The organism is Flavobacterium araucananum, from assembly GCF_002222055.1.
In the GTDB taxonomy this organism is placed as follows: Bacteria; Bacteroidota; Bacteroidia; order Flavobacteriales; family Flavobacteriaceae; genus Flavobacterium; species Flavobacterium araucananum.
In genome coordinates this window covers 1-18561 of sequence record NZ_MUGS01000005.1, presented here as the reverse complement: position 1 = coordinate 18561, position 18561 = coordinate 1, and the positions used below count along the sequence as shown (strand labels likewise).

16 protein-coding genes are annotated in these 18561 nt (G+C 29.0%); 9 read left to right on the top strand and 7 right to left on the bottom strand.

All coding sequences use genetic code 11. From position 1 onward, the window contains the following. Window positions 1–5: 5 nt before the first annotated feature. Genes B0A64_RS04130 through B0A64_RS04120 form a run of 3 tightly spaced genes read left to right on the top strand, consistent with a single transcriptional unit; the run spans window position 6 to window position 4690 of the window. Entirely contained in the window at window positions 6–4193 is a 4188-nt protein-coding gene (locus tag B0A64_RS04130; protein WP_089478290.1) for a hypothetical protein, read from the top strand. Further along, window positions 4186–4443 (top strand): hypothetical protein, encoded by a 258-nt coding sequence (locus B0A64_RS04125; RefSeq protein WP_089478289.1) that lies wholly within the window; start codon window positions 4186–4188, stop codon window positions 4441–4443. The genes B0A64_RS04130 and B0A64_RS04125 overlap by 8 nt, the downstream gene beginning before the upstream one ends. Next, on the top strand, window positions 4436–4690 hold the full coding sequence (locus tag B0A64_RS04120; protein WP_089478288.1) for a hypothetical protein: 255 nt from the start codon (window positions 4436–4438) through the stop codon (window positions 4688–4690). Before B0A64_RS04125 ends, B0A64_RS04120 begins: the two co-directional genes overlap by 8 nt. 209 nt (window positions 4691–4899) lie before the next feature. On the opposite strand, the gene B0A64_RS04115 is transcribed toward B0A64_RS04120, so the two are convergent. From B0A64_RS04115 to B0A64_RS04090, 6 genes are read right to left on the bottom strand one after another with little or no spacing between them, the layout of a single operon-like run. Then, window positions 4900–5955 (bottom strand): nucleotidyltransferase family protein, encoded by a 1056-nt coding sequence (locus B0A64_RS04115; RefSeq protein ID WP_089478287.1) that lies wholly within the window; start codon window positions 5953–5955, stop codon window positions 4900–4902. A 2-nt stretch (window positions 5956–5957) separates the two neighbouring features. Next, on the bottom strand, window positions 5958–6785 hold the full coding sequence (locus tag B0A64_RS04110) for a DUF6602 domain-containing protein (protein WP_089478536.1): 828 nt from the start codon (window positions 6783–6785) through the stop codon (window positions 5958–5960). Beyond that, window positions 6778–7239 (bottom strand): Mov34/MPN/PAD-1 family protein, encoded by a 462-nt coding sequence (locus tag B0A64_RS04105; RefSeq protein ID WP_208863513.1) that lies wholly within the window; start codon window positions 7237–7239, stop codon window positions 6778–6780. Before B0A64_RS04105 ends, B0A64_RS04110 begins: the two co-directional genes overlap by 8 nt. After that, complete coding sequence (locus tag B0A64_RS04100; RefSeq protein ID WP_089478285.1) at window positions 7239–8903, bottom strand: ThiF family adenylyltransferase; 1665 nt, start codon at window positions 8901–8903, stop codon at window positions 7239–7241. Before B0A64_RS04100 ends, B0A64_RS04105 begins: the two co-directional genes overlap by 1 nt. Continuing rightward, window positions 8904–9884 carry a nucleotidyltransferase family protein gene (locus B0A64_RS04095; protein ID WP_089478284.1) on the bottom strand — a complete coding sequence of 327 codons (981 nt, stop codon included), beginning with the start codon at window positions 9882–9884 and terminating at the stop codon, window positions 8904–8906. 8 nt (window positions 9885–9892) lie between these two features. Further along, window positions 9893–10207, bottom strand: a complete 315-nt coding sequence (locus B0A64_RS04090; RefSeq protein ID WP_089478283.1) for a DUF3892 domain-containing protein — start codon at window positions 10205–10207, stop codon at window positions 9893–9895. 108 nt (window positions 10208–10315) lie between these two features. Here B0A64_RS04090 and B0A64_RS04085 point away from each other — a divergent pair, with 108 nt between their 5' ends. The 6 genes from B0A64_RS04085 (at window position 10316) to B0A64_RS04060 (ending at window position 17161) form a co-directional block, all read left to right on the top strand. Then, window positions 10316–10918, top strand: a complete 603-nt coding sequence (locus B0A64_RS04085) for a hypothetical protein (RefSeq protein WP_089478282.1) — start codon at window positions 10316–10318, stop codon at window positions 10916–10918. Then, complete coding sequence (locus B0A64_RS04080) at window positions 10908–11312, top strand: hypothetical protein (protein WP_089478281.1); 405 nt, start codon at window positions 10908–10910, stop codon at window positions 11310–11312. The genes B0A64_RS04085 and B0A64_RS04080 overlap by 11 nt, the downstream gene beginning before the upstream one ends. Continuing rightward, window positions 11299–12108 (top strand): ImmA/IrrE family metallo-endopeptidase, encoded by an 810-nt coding sequence (locus B0A64_RS04075; RefSeq protein ID WP_089478280.1) that lies wholly within the window; start codon window positions 11299–11301, stop codon window positions 12106–12108. The genes B0A64_RS04080 and B0A64_RS04075 overlap by 14 nt, the downstream gene beginning before the upstream one ends. A 139-nt stretch (window positions 12109–12247) precedes the next feature. Next, the gene (locus B0A64_RS04070) at window positions 12248–12994 is read left to right on the top strand and encodes a restriction endonuclease (RefSeq protein ID WP_089478279.1); all 747 of its coding nucleotides are present in this window, start codon (window positions 12248–12250) and stop codon (window positions 12992–12994) included. A 453-nt stretch (window positions 12995–13447) separates the two neighbouring features. Then, window positions 13448–14134, top strand: a complete 687-nt coding sequence (locus B0A64_RS04065; protein WP_089478278.1) for a HEPN domain-containing protein — start codon at window positions 13448–13450, stop codon at window positions 14132–14134. Between the two features lie 120 nt (window positions 14135–14254). Then, the gene (locus B0A64_RS04060) at window positions 14255–17161 is read left to right on the top strand and encodes a DUF3696 domain-containing protein (protein ID WP_089478277.1); all 2907 of its coding nucleotides are present in this window, start codon (window positions 14255–14257) and stop codon (window positions 17159–17161) included. A gap of 513 nt (window positions 17162–17674) precedes the next feature. Here the strand turns inward: B0A64_RS04060 and B0A64_RS04055 are convergent. Further along, window positions 17675–18544: a DMT family transporter gene (locus tag B0A64_RS04055; protein WP_089478276.1), complete on the bottom strand. Its 870-nt coding sequence runs from the start codon at window positions 18542–18544 to the stop codon at window positions 17675–17677. Between the last annotated feature and the right edge of the window lie 17 nt (window positions 18545–18561).

Below are 18561 nucleotides of genomic sequence, written 5' to 3'. Positions count from 1 at the left end.
CTGGAGTGTTTTTTATTGATGGTATAGATGAGATAACCTACATAGAAGATTTTTTAGGGATTATACCGGAAAATATTCCAAATAATATCAAAATAGTATTCTCTTGTACATCTAAAGAAATATTGCCTAGCAATATAAAAAATAAAATTGATCCAAAACAAAGCATCTTGGTTACACCACTCGATCAAGGTCAATGCGAGTTTTATATTCAAAGAAACCTGAAAGACAAAATTAATTATGAAAGCATCCAGAAAATCGCTTTAAAATCAGAAGGACATCCTTTATATTTAAGCTATTTAATAGATTTCATAAAACTATCGGATATTGCTGAAGATGATGACGAGTTAAATAAATGGATCGACAGCATCCCTGTTATTAGCGGTGATATTGTAAATTACTACAATACAATTTGGGACAAGATTTATGAAGACAAAAATAAGTTGTGGATCTGTCTATTATTATCACAATTAAGACAAGCTATAGAAAAAGATGATTTTTTTGAAATTCTTACACCTGAAATAAGAAGTAATTTTTATTCCATTTTTCCGAAAATTAGTTATTTAATAAAAGGTAATGAATTACTCGAAATTTATCACAACTCATTCAAAGACTTTATTTTAAACAAAATTCCTTTATTAAAGAAAGATTGCAACGATTTAATTGTGGATTTCTGTGAGAAACAACCAGACAATAAGTATTCTATAACCAACAACCTTTATCACTATTCATTATCAAACTTTCCCGAGAAAGCAGTCTGTAATTGCGACCAATTATGGGCAGATAAAATGGCTATTCATCATATAGAACCAGATTTGATTGTCGCAGATATTAAGACTATAATTGGATTATCAATTGAGTTAGGACAAACAACAGAAGTAATTAGGCTATTATTACTACTTCAAAGAATAGACTTCAGATATAATAGTGTCTTTGTAGAATACGCCCATGAAATCACATTAGCATTAATTGCTAATAAAAAATATAATCAAGCGATAAAATATATTGTAAGAAGAGACACATTGCTTATTAGTATTACAGACGCTATCCATTTCTTACAACATTTTTATGAAAATGAGGCTTATGAAGAAATAGATATTTTGACCAACGCATTAGATAGTGAGTATAGAAAATTAATGGATGAAGGCTTAAAAGGCAAAGGGATAAGTTCTTCAACTTTTATTGTAAAGGCACAAACAATAATATTAGACAGTAATAACAATCTTAAAAACTCTCAAGAAGGTTTACATGACTATCTAAACAGATTAAGAAAATTTTCAAAATATTCAGATGATCCAAATAATCATATTGACAATGAAAATTATCAAACTATACAGTTTGTAAGAGATTATTGTTGCGCTTGGTATAACGCATATTTGTTGAGAAAATTCAATATTAATATGGATATCGAAGGGATGATAAAAGTTCCCGGAATAAAAATAAATGAGACCTGGACCGGAATCTATGCTATATCATTGTTAATCTATAAAAAAGAGATAAATAATTTCAATTTAAAAAATCTTTATTCTAATGATAATGAGAAAACATTAATAAAAGACATTGAATTGTTAATTGAAAATTATGGATATCAAAAGGAGGAAAATGTTATTAGAAATATAATTTTAGCACTACTAAACAACACAGTAAGGCCAGATATATTAAAACCAATTATTAGTGAATATTTGTCTTTCAATAAAGTACTTGATATCAAAAACGAGAACGGTGTTGATTTTGAACATTTAAAATATAATAATTTATGTTTACATCATAACTGTTTAGGTTTTTTAGATGAAGATAATGATTTGGAGATTTCGCATAAATTTTGGAATCATACAAGTTGGGAAAATGATTTAATTAAATTAATAGAGGAAATACATTTTTTTGAAGGGAAATTATACTATTATAAATCTGCTAATCTACTAAAAGAAAAATCAGGTTTAATTAAAACCAAATTAGAATTAATAATAAAAAGTATTGGTTTTACATTTGATTATAGAAGTCATTGGGAAAGAGCTTATCAAATACCGGAACAAGTTTTTGCATTAGTATATTCTAAATTAATTAATTTAGTTCATGAGTTTGATTATGAAAGGCTAGAACTATTTTTAGAGTCTGTGATAATTAAGTCAACAAATCAATTAGGTCTATATACTGAAGGTTATCGAAAGGTATTAAATGAAATTATCAAATCATTAATACTAATCGAGTATGATAAAGTGAAAATTTTGCCATTGGTGGAATTATGGCAGGACCATATTCTGCATGGCGTTCAAAACAGATGGGAAAGAACAGAAGAATTATTAAAAATTAATGAAATATATGGCATACTAGGTTTTGAGGATAAATCAAATAATGTTTTTCAAGAAATGTTAAATACTTCTATGGGGCCAAGTTGGTATAAAGAATCACAACTTACTCCAATTAACACAACTTTAAAAATTTTAAAATCCAAGCCAAGTAATGATGTTATTCGAAATTTTGCTTCTCTTTTGGATTATGCTTCCGGGGAAATGACATTTCAGCAATATGTAAAACATAACAAGGAAGATTTTATTAGTTCGTTAATAATAAATGATAGACTAAATGAAGCATTGGAATACTATAAATTTGAAGTTTTACCAAATCCAAAGGTTATAATAAGAAATGCTGAAGTAAGCAATTTTGATGCCCCAAGAATTGGCGACGGATATTCTTTAGGAGCCCGAAACATAACAGAACAAAGTGGAATTTTGAGTGTATTGGAAAATGCAACTATAAATCCATATTTAAAATGGTCTTTATGTGAAATTTTCACTGTAAATGATGATATTTTCAGATACATAATAGACTATGGTAGGGAAATTGCAAATACACTAAATGAAATAGAAAAACTAGAAGATGGAAATATTAATTCCATAAGCAATAGTATTTCAGATTTAGTAGCCTCAAATTTTATAGAAAATGATGATAGGAGGAGTTTACTGTTAGAAATTGGCAAACATCTATCAATCTCTAATGTTAAGAGACTTCAAGAAGATTTGCTAAATCATAATATACAATGGGGGTTAAATGAAGATATTGAAAATAAGGATTCTATTGGGAAACCCAAAGAAAAAGGTAGCATTGATTTATTTAATGATGAAGTAAATAATGATGAAGTATTTAATAAGAATAAATTATTAAAGGAAGGATTAGAAGCTTTTGAAAAAGAAAGGAAAAGTATTTGGTTTAATAACTGGTCAAATAGTACTGATAAAGCAAAAGACAATATAAAATTACTTTTAGAAAATGATAAATCAGTAATGATAAATCTAAAAGAAAATATCTTAAAATTTGATAATGAATATTGGGTTATATGTAAAGAATTGATTTGGTTTCTTGAAAGCAAATTAGATGATTTTCAAATTTCTGAAATATACGAAATTGTGAATAAGCATTTTCACTACATAGTAAGACCAGATGATGAAGTAAAAGAAAAATATACTTGGCTTAATAATGATTTTAATAATCAAAATCCTGATGAATTAGTGACCAATTTTATCATTTGGCATTTAAATCATCCTGATAGCTACATTAGAAATAGAACCTCGGCTATTTTAGATCAATTAGCTATTTATTATTCCTCAGTAATTAAAAATTTGATAGATACTTGCATCTCTAACAAACCTGAACTTTCAACAGAAATATCTAGTCAAATTCTAGTAGAAATATCAAATAAAAATCCCAATTTAATTATTGATTTTCTAAATAAAAATCTTGATATGTTGGATGAAATTTCTAAAATTGAGCATTTTACGATAAAGAAAAATTTAATTGATGTTGCTGTAAATTTGAATAATAAAGGATATAATCAATTGCATTTAAAAATTCAAAGTACGATCCCAAAATCAATTGTACTTACAGGTGAAGTATTCTTAGAGGAAGATTATTTAGATTTGATTCAATATGAAATTGACGACCTAAATGAGGAATTATTATTAGATGAAAAATTTTGTTTAAAGCTGAATAAATTTATTGATGATTATTGTAATTCTTTAAAAAAAGCGGAAGTAGCCAAATCTGATAAATATCTCATACGAAGTTTTTATAGTGAAGAGGATTTCTCCGGAAGATATCAGTATTTGTTAAGACACGCACTTAATAATGCCATATCACATAGAATCGATGAAAATAATATTGAATTAATTAACGAAATAATTAATGACCGTTATGTTTGAGAGTAGAAAAGGTAATAGAGATTCAAGAGCTGACTTTGAGAGAGAATTGAATATTTTGGGAGAAAATTTGAGAAATGGGAAGATGTTTTTTACAGAAGGTACAAGAAAGAGCACACGAGATTTAACAAAAGTTAGATATTCGCCCAATAAAAGGGTAAATCTAAATACAATAACTGAAATGGTCAGGACTCTAGCTATGAGTGTTAATTTTGATAGAGAAAAAATTAATCCAAACATTGAAAATGAATAAAAATAAATATGGAATGCCTCCACCAAAAACCAGATATGAAATGGAGCATAATTTAAGTTTAGTAATTGAGGATTTTATAGGAAAAATAAAATCCGACAATGAGGATTTAATCAAAAATGCAATGTGGTCTACTCACCGTCATCTAAAGGATGTTAAAAAGACCCCCAATGGAAGAATAAACATGATTACTTACAATGAACAAATTAGACTCCAAGCTAACATGTTAGAATGGATGAAAGATATGTAAATCTTGAATCATTGTTTAAATTTATTCTAATCACTTTATTATTAACTCTGTTTGATATGACTTTTTAAAGTTTTTATCTAGTAACAAATGAATATGTAGAACTAATTAATATTTATTATAATATTACGCTACATTAATTTTGGATGGAAACTTCAATTCAAAAAGCTAATTGATAAGCAATCAGTTGGGATTCAAGTTTCCATAAAAAATTACATAGTTGACTCCAAACTAGGAAAATAATCTATAATGTTTCGTTTATCGACTCTCCAATCATCTAGCATATTAAAACAAAAACGACTAATATTGCTCTTTTCTTCAAATGTAAGTGTATTAGAAATAACATTGTTTGAATTTGCTGTATCAACAATTCTTATGAATTCAACATTTCGTGCAATAAAATAAATTACATTGGTTAAATCCTTCTCAATTTTATTTGTAATTGGTTTTGAGTCAAAAGATCTTTTAGCTAACCATTCTAAAAAAATAGATTTAATTTTTAAATTATTTTCAACCTTCCAAATTTTAAGTAATCTTACAATTCTTTGCTCTCTATAATTTAACTTTAGAGATAACATTTGCTTTTCATGATTTGTCTTTTTATATGTTGGTTTTTCAAAAAAACCAATTTTATTGACAAATAACTGAACGTCATTTTTTCCATTTTCAATTAAACGAGTTGGAATTATATCTATTCTTTTAACCTCGTTTTCGAGTTGGATTCCGATTCCAATAGAATGTTTTTGTTCTCTTATTTCTTTAATTTCTTTGATTTTTAATTCGTCAAAGATATAATCAGAAATAGTATCATATACACTAGCAATAGAGCCATAATCTTTTTTAAAACAAAGTTGAATATCTACATCAGAGCCATAAATAGATGTGCCCTTAATAACTGAACCAGTAATTTTAGGCTTCAATGCCAACTCCGATTTAAATTTTGACTGAAAGTTTGATTTTAATTGTTCCGCTTTGTTCAAAAGTAAGGTATTGTCATCTTTGTAATGATTCAATGTTTTATGGAGATAATTTGGGACACTATTAAATTCCAAAAGGACTTTATTCATCTTGTTATCACGTATAGCACCTAAAATTAATCCTCCAGTTCCGCCAACTAAGGCACCCTTACCTGCGGCAACACAAAGTTGACTCCAATCAAATTCGCTGTTTGGGTCATTACTATTGAGTTGTTTAAATGTATTAATAATTGCATTTCCTAATCCAAATATTAAAGCCCCATTTTGAGCATATTTTTTTCCTTTATTCATACTTATATCTTTTCATCAATTTCAAATCCAACAGCCTTTGCATAAGCGTTCAAGTCTATGGCTGCTACTGTTCCAATAGACTGTTGCAAATATCTTGTGAGTTGAAGAAAAAAAGTGACTAAGGAATTTTCTTTTTCACTAAATGTTGTGCTACTAAAAGTCCTTTCAAGGTAGTAATTTGTTATACGTTCCTCAAAATTTGTGTTTGATATATTTTCCTCACCATCATAATTCACATAAAAGCTCCCATAGTCTACTGCACATCCCATTTCAATACTTTGTAATCCAGTTAAACTTTTTAAATGTGATTCAATAGTATTATTATTCTTTGCATAGGTATTAGTACTAGCTAATATACCTCCAACTATTTTTGTCAGTGCTCTAGGATTTTGAGGTATTCCAGCATTAATTATACCAACCGATGTTCTCTTTAATTTCCTTACACTTTCAATTTTCTTTCCTGCATATTCAAAAAAATTATCACCCGCCGCATTACCCTGAAAATCAGGCTTAACTTCAAAAACAGCATATACACCTTCAGCAGGAATATAATGAATGCCGTTTTGGGTAAAAACAAAAGGTGTGTATTGCTGATCGTAAATCACTAAGTCTAATTGATGGCTTAAACTTCCTGTACTATCAATTACAATTGCTTTGTCAACACAATATCTATTAGGTAAATATTTTCTCAGCCATTCTATCCAAACATTTTCTAAAGAATCTCCTTTTGATCCAGGATGCAAAATAAATTCTCTGTTAGTATTTAATTGCGCAACCATTTGATTTTGCAATCCAGCAAATAAGTCACTTATATTTATTTTATTACTCATATCTATATAATTTATTTTTAAATTGAACATAAAAACCAAGTTCAACCTTGGTCTTATCATAACCAATAATCAGCATTAAAGGATTTTTAATTGAAACTTCAGGGTGATTTGCAATTGAATTAATGGCATCTATATCAGTACTGCTGGGTATTGGTAAATTGTTTGGATGAGTGTGCCATTCTCCAAGATAATATTTTTTAGGATCTTCAGTATAGAATTTTTTTAGTTTATCATCTATACCTATTGTATCTCTCTCAAATAAATATGGTGTCCCCTTAAACTTATTTGGTAAAATTGTATCTGTTATTCTTAAATGGGTTTGTGTTTGTGAATAATTACCAATTAAGAAACCTCCAAACTCATTTGGATAATGTTGTATTCCTACTTCAATAATAGTAGATAATAATTTATCATCTATCTCCATTGTTAACCCTAATTCAATTATTTTATACATCAAAACTCATTTAATTTTATTGAAAATATATTGCTCTCATTCGTACTTAAAACAAAGTTTCTCAAACTCTTACTGTCATCACTCAATTTCATGTTAATATGTTTAATGGCAAATTGAACCAATGTACTGATATCATTATATGAAGCCTTGAATGTTGGACTCCAACATCCAGTTGGATTATGTAAATCTTCCATCTCATTCTCCAAAACATTTTCATATTGATTCATTACCCAATTATAACTGTTTGGTTCAACTGAGCAAACAAGGTCTTTAGCATTATTAGTTACTGATAATGTTATAAGTCGATTAAGTTCTAATTTACTTAAAATATATAGTAAATCATTATCCGTAGAACAATCTACTATAATATCATAATGAAGCAGTTTTTTTTGCAATTCAGTATTAGTACTGTTCAATCCTTGTGCTATTTTTGAATCAACATGAAACAATATTGGATTAATTATTCCGACTTCAACAAAAGGAGATATTAAGAACAATTCATTTGATAAATCATCTACTTTATTACAAATTCCTGACAAAAATGAGTATTCTGATCTACATACATTTTCAGGCTCTTTAATATCATAATCAACTACATCAATGCTTGTACAGCCACATCTTGTCAATGTCTTGGCAACCATACTACCTATTGCGCCTATCCCAATAATAAGTATTTTGCTTTTAGTAATATTTTCGGTTAATCTACCTCTTCCAAAGAAATAATCATAAGAACAATTTTTAGTGATACCCCATACAATATCTTCATTAATAAATCCACCTTTCCATACTTTGTCTACTTTATAAGACTCAATTGGAAATTTTCCGATTTCTAAAATAGCAACCTGCCAGTGTATTTCTTTATCTGATATCCTATAACCTATTAAAAAAGGAATTGGTTTTCCATTCAGTTTTAAATTGGTTTTCTGAACACTATAGAGGAAACTATGCAGATTTTGATCAACTAAATCTTCAAAATCTCCCCAATTGCTTATTATAAATTTACCCATCCTAGCAGGAGGACTATCTAATAAAACATATATACCAAGGTCTTTGTTTGGCAATTGTTTTATGGCAGTACTCCATTTGCACTCTGTAACCTTTTTACTTAAAGAATCTCTAAATTCCTGAATAATATTATTAAAAATAACCTTTTCATGATACAGTCCGTTATTTATTTTTGAATACTCGAAAAAACCAAATTGCTGATTGCTGAAAATATGGTCGACTTCAGTAAACAAAAAAGAAAAATGATTGCCCTTAAATTCTTTAGGCTGTAAAATCAAATGTTCATAATGCTTGTCATTATCTTTATTTAAGTAATATTTCCACATCCATCTTTTTAGTGAATTAATATCGATCTCAATTTTTTTCTTTAAATCAGTCTGGTGAGAAGTGTGTCTGCATATAGATCCATCTCCCATCACATGACCATATTCTAAATAATCGCTGTTGGAAAAAGTAATAGATTCTGTATCCATTCTTTTTAATGGGTACTCAGGATAAATCTTAACATCAAAAAACAAGCAATCGTCTGTTGACTCAACTGGAACTTTAATTTTTCCAACTATATTAAATTCTAAATCTGAACTAAATGAGGTCTCAATTGAAATCCCATTTAGTTCAGAAAAAATTTGCTGGATTGTATTTAGTCTTTTGTCTATCATTTAACCGAATCTTTCATTTTTTGGTGGATTAGAATAGAATCCGTTTCCTTTGTTTTCGTATTTGTTGTCACTTCCTTCTTCCTCAAGAAATTTTGAATTTTCAGGGAAATACGTTTTGATATTTTCATCGTTATCCTCAATTCTTTCAAGCATATTCTTCATATCATCAGACAGAGTCTGTCTCTCTGTTGTCGTTAAAGTATCGATTAAATCATTAGAACCATTTCCTGGATCTTTCAATGTAAAACTTTCACCGGTAACTTCGTCTCGGATATATTGCAATACGGTTTCTAGCTTACTCCATAAATTCCCCGACACATCTTTATTGTCAAAAGCTTTAATTGTAATCAATTCTAAAAAGAAGGATTTCGCAGGGTTATTATACTTGGTATTCTTCCAGACTTTAAGCAGACGGATGATCTTTCTAATGGAATCTTTTTCTTTTGTTGCTCTATCTTTAATATTTTTGATTTGGGCCTGCACATTGGTTTTAATTCTCTCACTGCCTTGGTCAAAGTTTCCATATTTGTAGTAAACGTAGAGATTAAGGTTTTCATCATCTTTGTATTGATCTCGATTTAATTCACGCCCTGGTACAACATCAATTTTTACAACATCCCCGTCTTCATCTGCAAAAAACTCAATCCCAATAGAAACTTTTTGCTTTCTGACATTTGCCTCATCTTTGTATTTCTCATATAAAAAATCAAAAACATCTTCGTACATCTGCTTTAATGTGCCATTAGAACCAAACGCATTTCTTTTAAAAGGGCATACCATATCAAAATCAAATTTGGTATTCATAGCAGTATTTTTTGCATAGGAACCAGAATTAAAAGGAGAGTAAATATTACTTTCATACTTCTGCTCTAAAGCCTCTTTAACTTCTTTGTTTTTGTCTTTGTGCTTATTTAAAAGCTCCTCCTCTTTGGTAATTTGATGCGTTTTAATTACCGAATCTAAGTGTAAACTCTTATCCATATTTATAATTATTTAATTGCTTTCATTGATATTAAATTGTCTAAATTATCTTTTGTTGTAGCATTTGCATCGCTCCTTAAATATTCTTTTCCAGCACTCTGAACATATGTTACCTTAGATTTAATACTCCATCCAGGATAACCCCATACTACCGTCTTAATAATATTCGCTTTTTTTAGTAATCCTATGGTATCTTCTTCTGAAGTTTTAATACCCATGTTGAAAGAATCTCCGTCATTTACCGGATGCAACATTACATGTGTAATATTATCATTTGAATCCTTCCACACGCCAGATATTAAATAATTTGCTGATTTGCTCATATTTTTTTGTTTAAGTTAAACCTCTCATATACATTGTAATGCTATATAAATTTCATAAATTGCCATCGCTATGGAAAATTTTAAAAAAATTTAAGCATTACTATATAAATGAAGTCAAATAATAGAGAGGTTGCAACTTTTGATGAGAAATGCAGAGCGCTTCAGGAGGTTTACACTTCGGAGTTTTATGCTATTCTTTTCAAACACGCTATCATAAGGCTTAAGACTGTTTTTGGAATCAAATACAATTATCAAAAGGGGTTTAGGGGTATTATGATTGAAGACATGATTAATGATACGATCGAAGCCTTTTTAAGAGAAGGGGGTCGGAACTGGTATCTTGATAAGTTTCCTGATTTCCGAAAGCAAGTAATAAGTGCGTTAGATAGTGTTATTTCAAACACATTAAACGCCGAGCTTGATAAAGCAAATGAAACATTTGAAATTATGGATAATGATGTCGAAATGTCTTTTGACGATTCCGATTACCAATCATTATTATCTATATGCCATGATGAATTAACAGCTATGGGAGCCACAGATGATGAATTATTATTGTTCGAACCATATATAATTAATGGTATGAAACGAAACGACTTGTCAGAGTTACTAGGCATTGGTATCGATGAACTGACAAATATTAAAAAGCGATTAGATCGCAAGTTACCATTTATAAAAGAAAAATTGAAAGTGTTGAATTATGAAAAATAACTTCATCAAAAAGATAGACGAGGCAATTATCTCCCAAATTATTGACGGAGATTCTAGTACCTATGATGAAATTCTTAAAGAGGAAGGTTTCGATATTAATGATATTGAAAATTATGCTCTTAAAAATTTCCGTAAACATTCATTTCTCTTAAAAGGTTATATTAATAAGCAGAGAGACAACGATTTATTAGAAAAAGCTTCTGCATTACTACAAAGTGCAATCGAGAAAAATATTGACAAACCAATTAGTTATTTAAAATCTTTAATTGCAAATAATCAATTTCAGGTACAATATAGAAATTTAGATAATCTAGGAATTGATGAGATTAAAGAAATTATTAAAGATCAAAATTTATTAGAACTACTGGAACAATTGGAAAATGATCAGAAATAGTAGAGGTTCAAATAGAGCTAAAGCGCTATTGGAAGAAATTGGCTTCGATGAAATTACTGATATTCCTTTGGATATTTTTGTTGCCGGACTTGGAGCAACATTAATCGAAGAAAAATTGCCAAGCTCGGACGGTAAAATTATCAGAGGTAATTCCAAAACATTAATAAAAGTAAACTCCAATATTCAGTTTGAAGAGAGAAAAAGGTTTACTGTCGCCCATGAAATCGGACATTTTTTACTACATGACAAACTAGATTTAGAAATTCACGATGAAACACCCAATACACTAAACTGGTTTAATAATGCAGAGCAGCAAGCAAAAAAAGGAATTCAGGAATGGGAAGCTAACGATTTTGCATCAGAGCTTTTAATGCCGGAAGATATAATACGGAAAGCTGCATTTAAAAAAAAATTCTCTCCAGATTTAGTAAAAGAATTATCAGAAAGATTCAAAACCAGTTTAACCTCAATTATTTATAGATTATTATCATTAAATATCTATCCCTTATTTGTTGTTTTTATTAATAATGGTCAAGTTAAATATTGGAGTAAGTCAGATGGTTATTGGATAAAGATTAAAGAAATTACTAAATTATCTCCTCCTGAAGATTCTGTTGCTCAAGAATATATTGATGCTAAATATGATTTTTTATATTCAGGAAAAGATAAAGCGCAATCAATATATAAATCTACATGGTTCGAATTAAAAGATGATGAGGATGATAGCGATTTTTTCGAATATTGTATTCCCTATAAGCAACTTAAAACTATAATAAGTGTAGTTTGGGAAGAATAAAGCATATTATTGTTTCTAATCTTTTGTACAATTAAATCTAAATATTACAAATTGTTTATTGGAATACACTTGTTCAAAACTAGATTGATATGATGCATAAAATGACTTTTATAAATCTTGAGAAACTTATATAAAATAAATGACTATATACGAAAATGAACCAAAAACATGGAAAGATTTACAAAACAAAGTTGCGGAGATTTTAACTGTATGTGGCTATCTGTGTGAAACAGAAAAAGACATAATTACGGTGAGGGAAAAAGTTAATGTTGATGTGTATGCAGAAATAAGCAACCAAGTGTCTAGAAGCGTAATTATTTGTGAATGTAAATTCTGGAAAAAAAAAGTTCCAAAACATGTTGTGCACTCCTTTCGTACAGTTATAAATGACTATGGAGCCAATTATGGACTTATAATTTCAAAGATGGGCTTTCAGAGTGGGGCATTTAATGCAATTAAAAACACCAATGTTCAATTAGTCAATTGGCCTGAATTTGAAAATACCTTCAGGGCAGAATGGATCAGAAAAAAATTAATTGCCATTTCCAAGACGACAAAACCTTTATATGATTATGTTGGTGTCGGTTTTATGGTGTTCTTTAAAGAACAACTTTCAAAACTTTCTCAAGATGAACTTGAAAAATATCACTACTTGACGGAAAAATATTTTAACCCCGTTTTTGCCTCAGCAAATATTGATTACAAAAATGAAGAGACCAAAGAATTTGACATAGAAATGTTTGATAATTTTCTCCCTCATTATATGAGAGAATTAAATATTATTTTTTGTACTTCATATGAAAATTATTTTCTTCATTTAGAAAAAATCTGTACCGAAGGATTGGTCGAATTTGACAAATTATTTAAAGAAGAATTACGTCTATAAAATTAAAATTTCACAAACAATGGAAGTCGAAAGTTGTTATTTTTACACGCAAAGAGCTCATCCCATTGAAAGAAAATTTGACACTTTACGATTAGCAAAATGGCTAGTCGAAAAGGGTAACGTTTAATATTTTTGCTTAAATATTTATTTAAGAGTTTCAAAAAATGTTAAAAATTGGTATTAAGTGTTCGATACACCCCTGACAGCCAATAATTACAAAAACAACGCCATTGGAATCCAATGGCGTTGTTTTTGTAATTATACTTCATAAAATCTATTAACGTAATTTGTATTGTTTCAAAAACACACAGCGTAGTATTCCTTTTTTGTGTATTATTGTAATACTGTACGCTTTTTTTAGTAGGGCTTATACATCTATCAAGAGATAGATATTAGATATAAGTAGCGGTGTCTGCAAGTTTAGTGTCAACCAAATCAACTTCATTTAGTATCATGAGCAATTCCCATAAGTTTTTCGAAAGGTGTTCTATTAGCGCATCTCTAAATGATTTAGCGTATCGAGATTATATCGCAGCAAGGTTTCTTCTCAATAATGAGTTTATATTACAAGGACTTACTCTTGCCAGTACTGCCGTAGAAAAGTATCTAAAATCTATATTAGTTTATCACTCGACTGAGAAAAAGAACTATCGTTATCATTTTGACAATATTGAAAAGCTAAAAAATGTTTTGTCAAATATCTATGACATAGATGCATCATTTGATCCGGTGTTTTTATCTATACTTCGGAAAGCTTATAAGATTAGATATTATGATCATCTAAAAGAGCCAATCCTGATAGGAATTTATTTAAATCAATTTATTGGAGAATTTGATGCTGCAATTCATGATTTAGAAATATTCATTATGAAGAGGCAAAACGGCAACAGTAGATTTACAAATTATTGGCGAGCAATTGACAAAGAAGACCCAAACCTCTTTAAGAATAATTATCTACTAAATCAACAAGACAAAAAAGAGTTCATGGAGACACCTGGTTTCGCATTCTCAATTCATATTCAGGCGGGAACTTCGGCTATAGGTTTTGAGAAAACAGTCAAGAGTAAAGAAATTGCTGCTAAATATGAAGGTTATTTAGCAGCCTTTGAGGAGTTTCAGCAAGAATGGGAAATTAAATAAATTTAGTTTGTCATTCTCATCACCGCATATTAGCTGAATTGATATGATTTTGTGATATATGCAAATGAGGCGTCTGCGCTCAATTAATCTATTACACATAAAAAAGAATAATCTACAATTATGCCAAATTTAGAAGGATTAGGGTTACAGAATTTTAGGACTTTCCAAAAAAAAGAAAATCTTGAATTTGCCCCCATTACATTAATCACGGGTACAAATAATGCAGGAAAAAGTTCTGTTTTTAAAGCAATACAATTTTTAGTTGATAATTTTAAAGATGGAATTGTTTTAGAAACCTTAGATTTTAAGGCTATGAAACATGAACTTGGAAATCTTGAACGTATCTATAACCGAGTTACAATGGAAGTTTTTAAAAACTCAGAAATCCAAAACAGTCAAAGTATGTATTCTAGACTTTCGGATTATCATGAAAAGAATGACAACTATTCAAGTGAACTGCCAATTTTTGAAGAGAATGAAGATTTAGTATTTGCTTTTCCGATAAAGTTTGGAAACAGTCGAGAAATATCTGCGACTATGGAGATTAGGTATGAATTGAAACGATCTATACCTCATAATTCAACTAAAGAAGCTTTAGTAGTTTACCATGATATTAAAAATATCGCTATTGTAAAAAATGGAGAATATCTACATTGGTCTAATATTATCGTATTCAGAGAATATCACGATGAACCTGGTGAATGGGAGATGTCAACAAGTATTTATTTAAAAAAAATCATTCAACTTATCACAGACACACCTTTTGTCGAGATAAAAGAAGGAATTAAACCAAATAAAAATACTGAAAACTATTTTACTATTGATTTATTTAGTAGAATTAAAAAATATGGAGGCATTTTTTTTGACTTCCCTTTTCCTAAACATAAAAAAGATGGATATGAAAGTTTTATAGAAAAACTTATACAAGGTCAAAGTTTATTTTCTGATTATTCAGAATTATCAGAAAAAGACAAATTAAACCTATTAGCTATAGAAAAAAAGATTATTAGTGAACTTTTTAAAGGAAAAAATAATAACCAATCTAAAATTCTTGAATGTTTCAAACATCGTTTTTCTAGTATTATAGATGGGATGGAGAGAGACATTGTAAGTGCTGAACTAAAAGAAAAGGAACCTGATGAAAAACCGGAAACTAGCGAAGAACAGAATTTGCGAAGTCTTTTTAAAAACTCATTTCAAACAACTGCTAATAGCGAACTTTTTAAGAGCCTATTAGAAGCAATAGAGAAAGATTTTTCAGACGCTGTTCAGAAAAAAATTGATAGTTTAAACAAAGTTTATTTTTTACCAACTACAAGAGGTAAAAATAGAGAATGGTTTATTGATGAGCAAAATAGTGAAGATATTCAGATTGTGAGAGATTTCTCTGCTATATATTTAAAAAAATATCCACAGATCGAAAATTTTGTAAACTTTTGGATTGGAAATGGAGAGATTAATGAAGTGGACGAAAATGGAATGAAGAAACAAAAGGGCTTCAAAATAGGAAAAGAACTTTTTGTATTTAGAGATGAAGCAATAGGATTAACCAAGATTTTTTTAGTCAATTTTGACGGAACAAAAACTCCTCTAGTTGACTTAGGTTATGGAATATCTCAGTTACTGCCAATTATTATGAAGATAGCTATTATTGCTTATAAACATCAATTACCTTATGAATATGATTTTGATCATCAAGATGGTTCCCATAGAGAAACAATCTATTTTAATCCTTCCACATTATTAATCGAAGAACCTGAAGCTAATCTACATCCTTCTTTACAGTCAAAAATGGCGGAGTTATTTATAGATGCCGCATCGAGGTTCAATATTCAATTCCTTATAGAAACGCATAGCGAGTATCTAATTTATAAATTTCAAGAATATATAGGTCGAAAAATAGTTTCTCCAAACAATGTTAAGATGTATTACTTCAATCATCCTAATGATGTTAGACAAGGGGTGAAAAATGAGTACATTAGTAATGTCCAGATAGATAAAGATGGAAGTATCGATTATAACAAGTATTTTGGAAAAGGTTTTTTTGACGAACAGACTAATTTGAAATTAAGTTTGTTTAATATTCAAAGAAATAGCTTTATTGAAGATTATGAAACAATTAAAGAAGAACTGAAAAAATCTAATGAAACGCTGAAAGACTATGATACTAAAATAGAAAAAATCAGTATAGAACTAGTAACTGCAACTTCGGGAAAAAATGAGTTGGAAGAGCAACTTAATGGAATTAAAAAAGAGAAAGAGTACAAAGAATTAGAACTTCAAGAACTGCTAAAAAGGCAAGAAGAGAAAATTGATGAATACACATCTAAAACAGATTATTCAAAATATGTAATTGAAATTGAAAGCATTATAGATAAAACTAAGATTGACAATTCAAAAACACTTCAGTATCTATCAACAGGTAAATTTCTATTAGAAAATTTAGACAATAATGCTGATTTTGCGCCGGTTATTATACAATATGGCCGAGCAGTTGAATTTGAGATGATTAAATGGGTGAACGGTTTTAAAAACTTGGTTAGTTCTACAGATAAAAACTTATGGAGTGCAGATATTAATTATAAAGATGAATTAGATGATATTTTTACCAATTTAAGTATAGTGAAATCAAATCTTGATACGATTAGTTTTGGTTTAGGAACAGCTAATGAAAAGAAAATAAATTTTCATCATTTAAAAAATTTTACTAACAACAGTGCTACGAGTTATACATTTGGGAATCTAACCCAAATCTTTGAATTATTTTTTTATATCTCTCCAACAAAAAATGCAACTTATAATTATAACACTGTTCCTTTGATGGTGGCATTTTCAGATTATCTAAAAAATATTTGGGCAGATTATAATACAGCAGAAGGATTATTCAATACATGTCGAAATATTTTAAATTTGAGAAATTGTGCTGGACACACTTATAGTGATAGTGTTTGTACTAGTGCTATTATTGACAAGAGTACAGCAGAAAATTACGTTGCTAAGGTTGAAGATATTTTTAAGTGCTTATAACATAATTTTTATGTAAATACTTTAATAATGTAAAGCTTCGCAATTGTAGATATTAGTTATCATGATAGAATTAAATTGTTTTTGAGGTCTATCTTATGTATCAAAAAATGTCAAATGGTTTTAAGTGTTTTACATGTGATCCCTTATATTCCAAACGAAGACGAGCAACGCCATTGGAAGACAATGGTGTTGCAGTTTCATATTTTTACTTATTTTAGAGTTTCAAAAAATGTTAAAATCGGTACAAGGTGTTCGACTGTGATCCCTGACAGCCCACCAAGAAACTCCTTAAGAAATTAAGGAGTTTTTTTATGCTTTATATTTTTACAATTCGCATGTTTTTTAAAAGCCATAGTATGGGACCAATCCAAAAACCTGGGGGAAAATGTCAAAATAAAATCAGAGATTTGCAATCTAAGAATTAGACATGACTCCTATCGAGCTTTTATAGTTTATAAATCAAAAGGCACAAGTATTAATTTCTTGTGCCTTTTGCGTAAATTATTTTGTTATCTATTTGCTTCTCCTTAAAGAAATTATCGATTGCAAGACAACTGAAATCATTACAAAAAACAATCCGATATAAAATGAAGTATTTACTTCTTTGCTTTCATCAAAAAAAATAAATGCTAATATAATTGCGTAAATTGGTTCCAGATTAAAACTAAGATTAACAGTAAAAGCAGGAATCTTTTTCAATACTTCGGCAAAAGAAACATACAAGCCAACAGTACAAAAAGATGATAATAAAATTAGATAAAAAGTATCTTTCAAATTAGGAATAATACTTTTCGCAGGGAAAAAATAAAGGTAAAAAGGAAGTAAAATCCCTAAACCAATCGTCCCGCCTATCATTTGATGATAATTAATAATTTTACTATCGTAAATTTTCACAAGTTTCTCATTGTAAATTGTATAAAGTGCCGCAAAAGCCGATGAAATAACACCCAACACGATGGCTAACTGATAAGAAGCATCAAAATGAAAAATTAGACTGATACCTAACAATGTCAGTGCACTTAACAATAATTCAGAGAATTTAAACTTCGACTTGTCAATCAAAGGTTTGAAAACCGCAGTAAAAAAACTTGTCAAACAGTAACAGACAACACCTATAGAAATATTAGAATATTTAATACTTGCATAAAAGAACACCCAATGTATGGTAATTAGCAAGCCAATTTTAGCAATATTAAACTTTTCTTTTGATGTAGTACGGTCAGCTATTCTAAAAAGTTTTAGAATCAGAAACAAAATGACAGCAGAAAATAATACTCTGTACCATGTTAATAAACCTTCATTAAGCGAAATGAGTTTTCCAAAAACGCCGGTAAAGCCGGCAAGTATTACAGCGAAGTGTAATAATAAATATGATTTTTTCATAAAAAATTATCTACCAA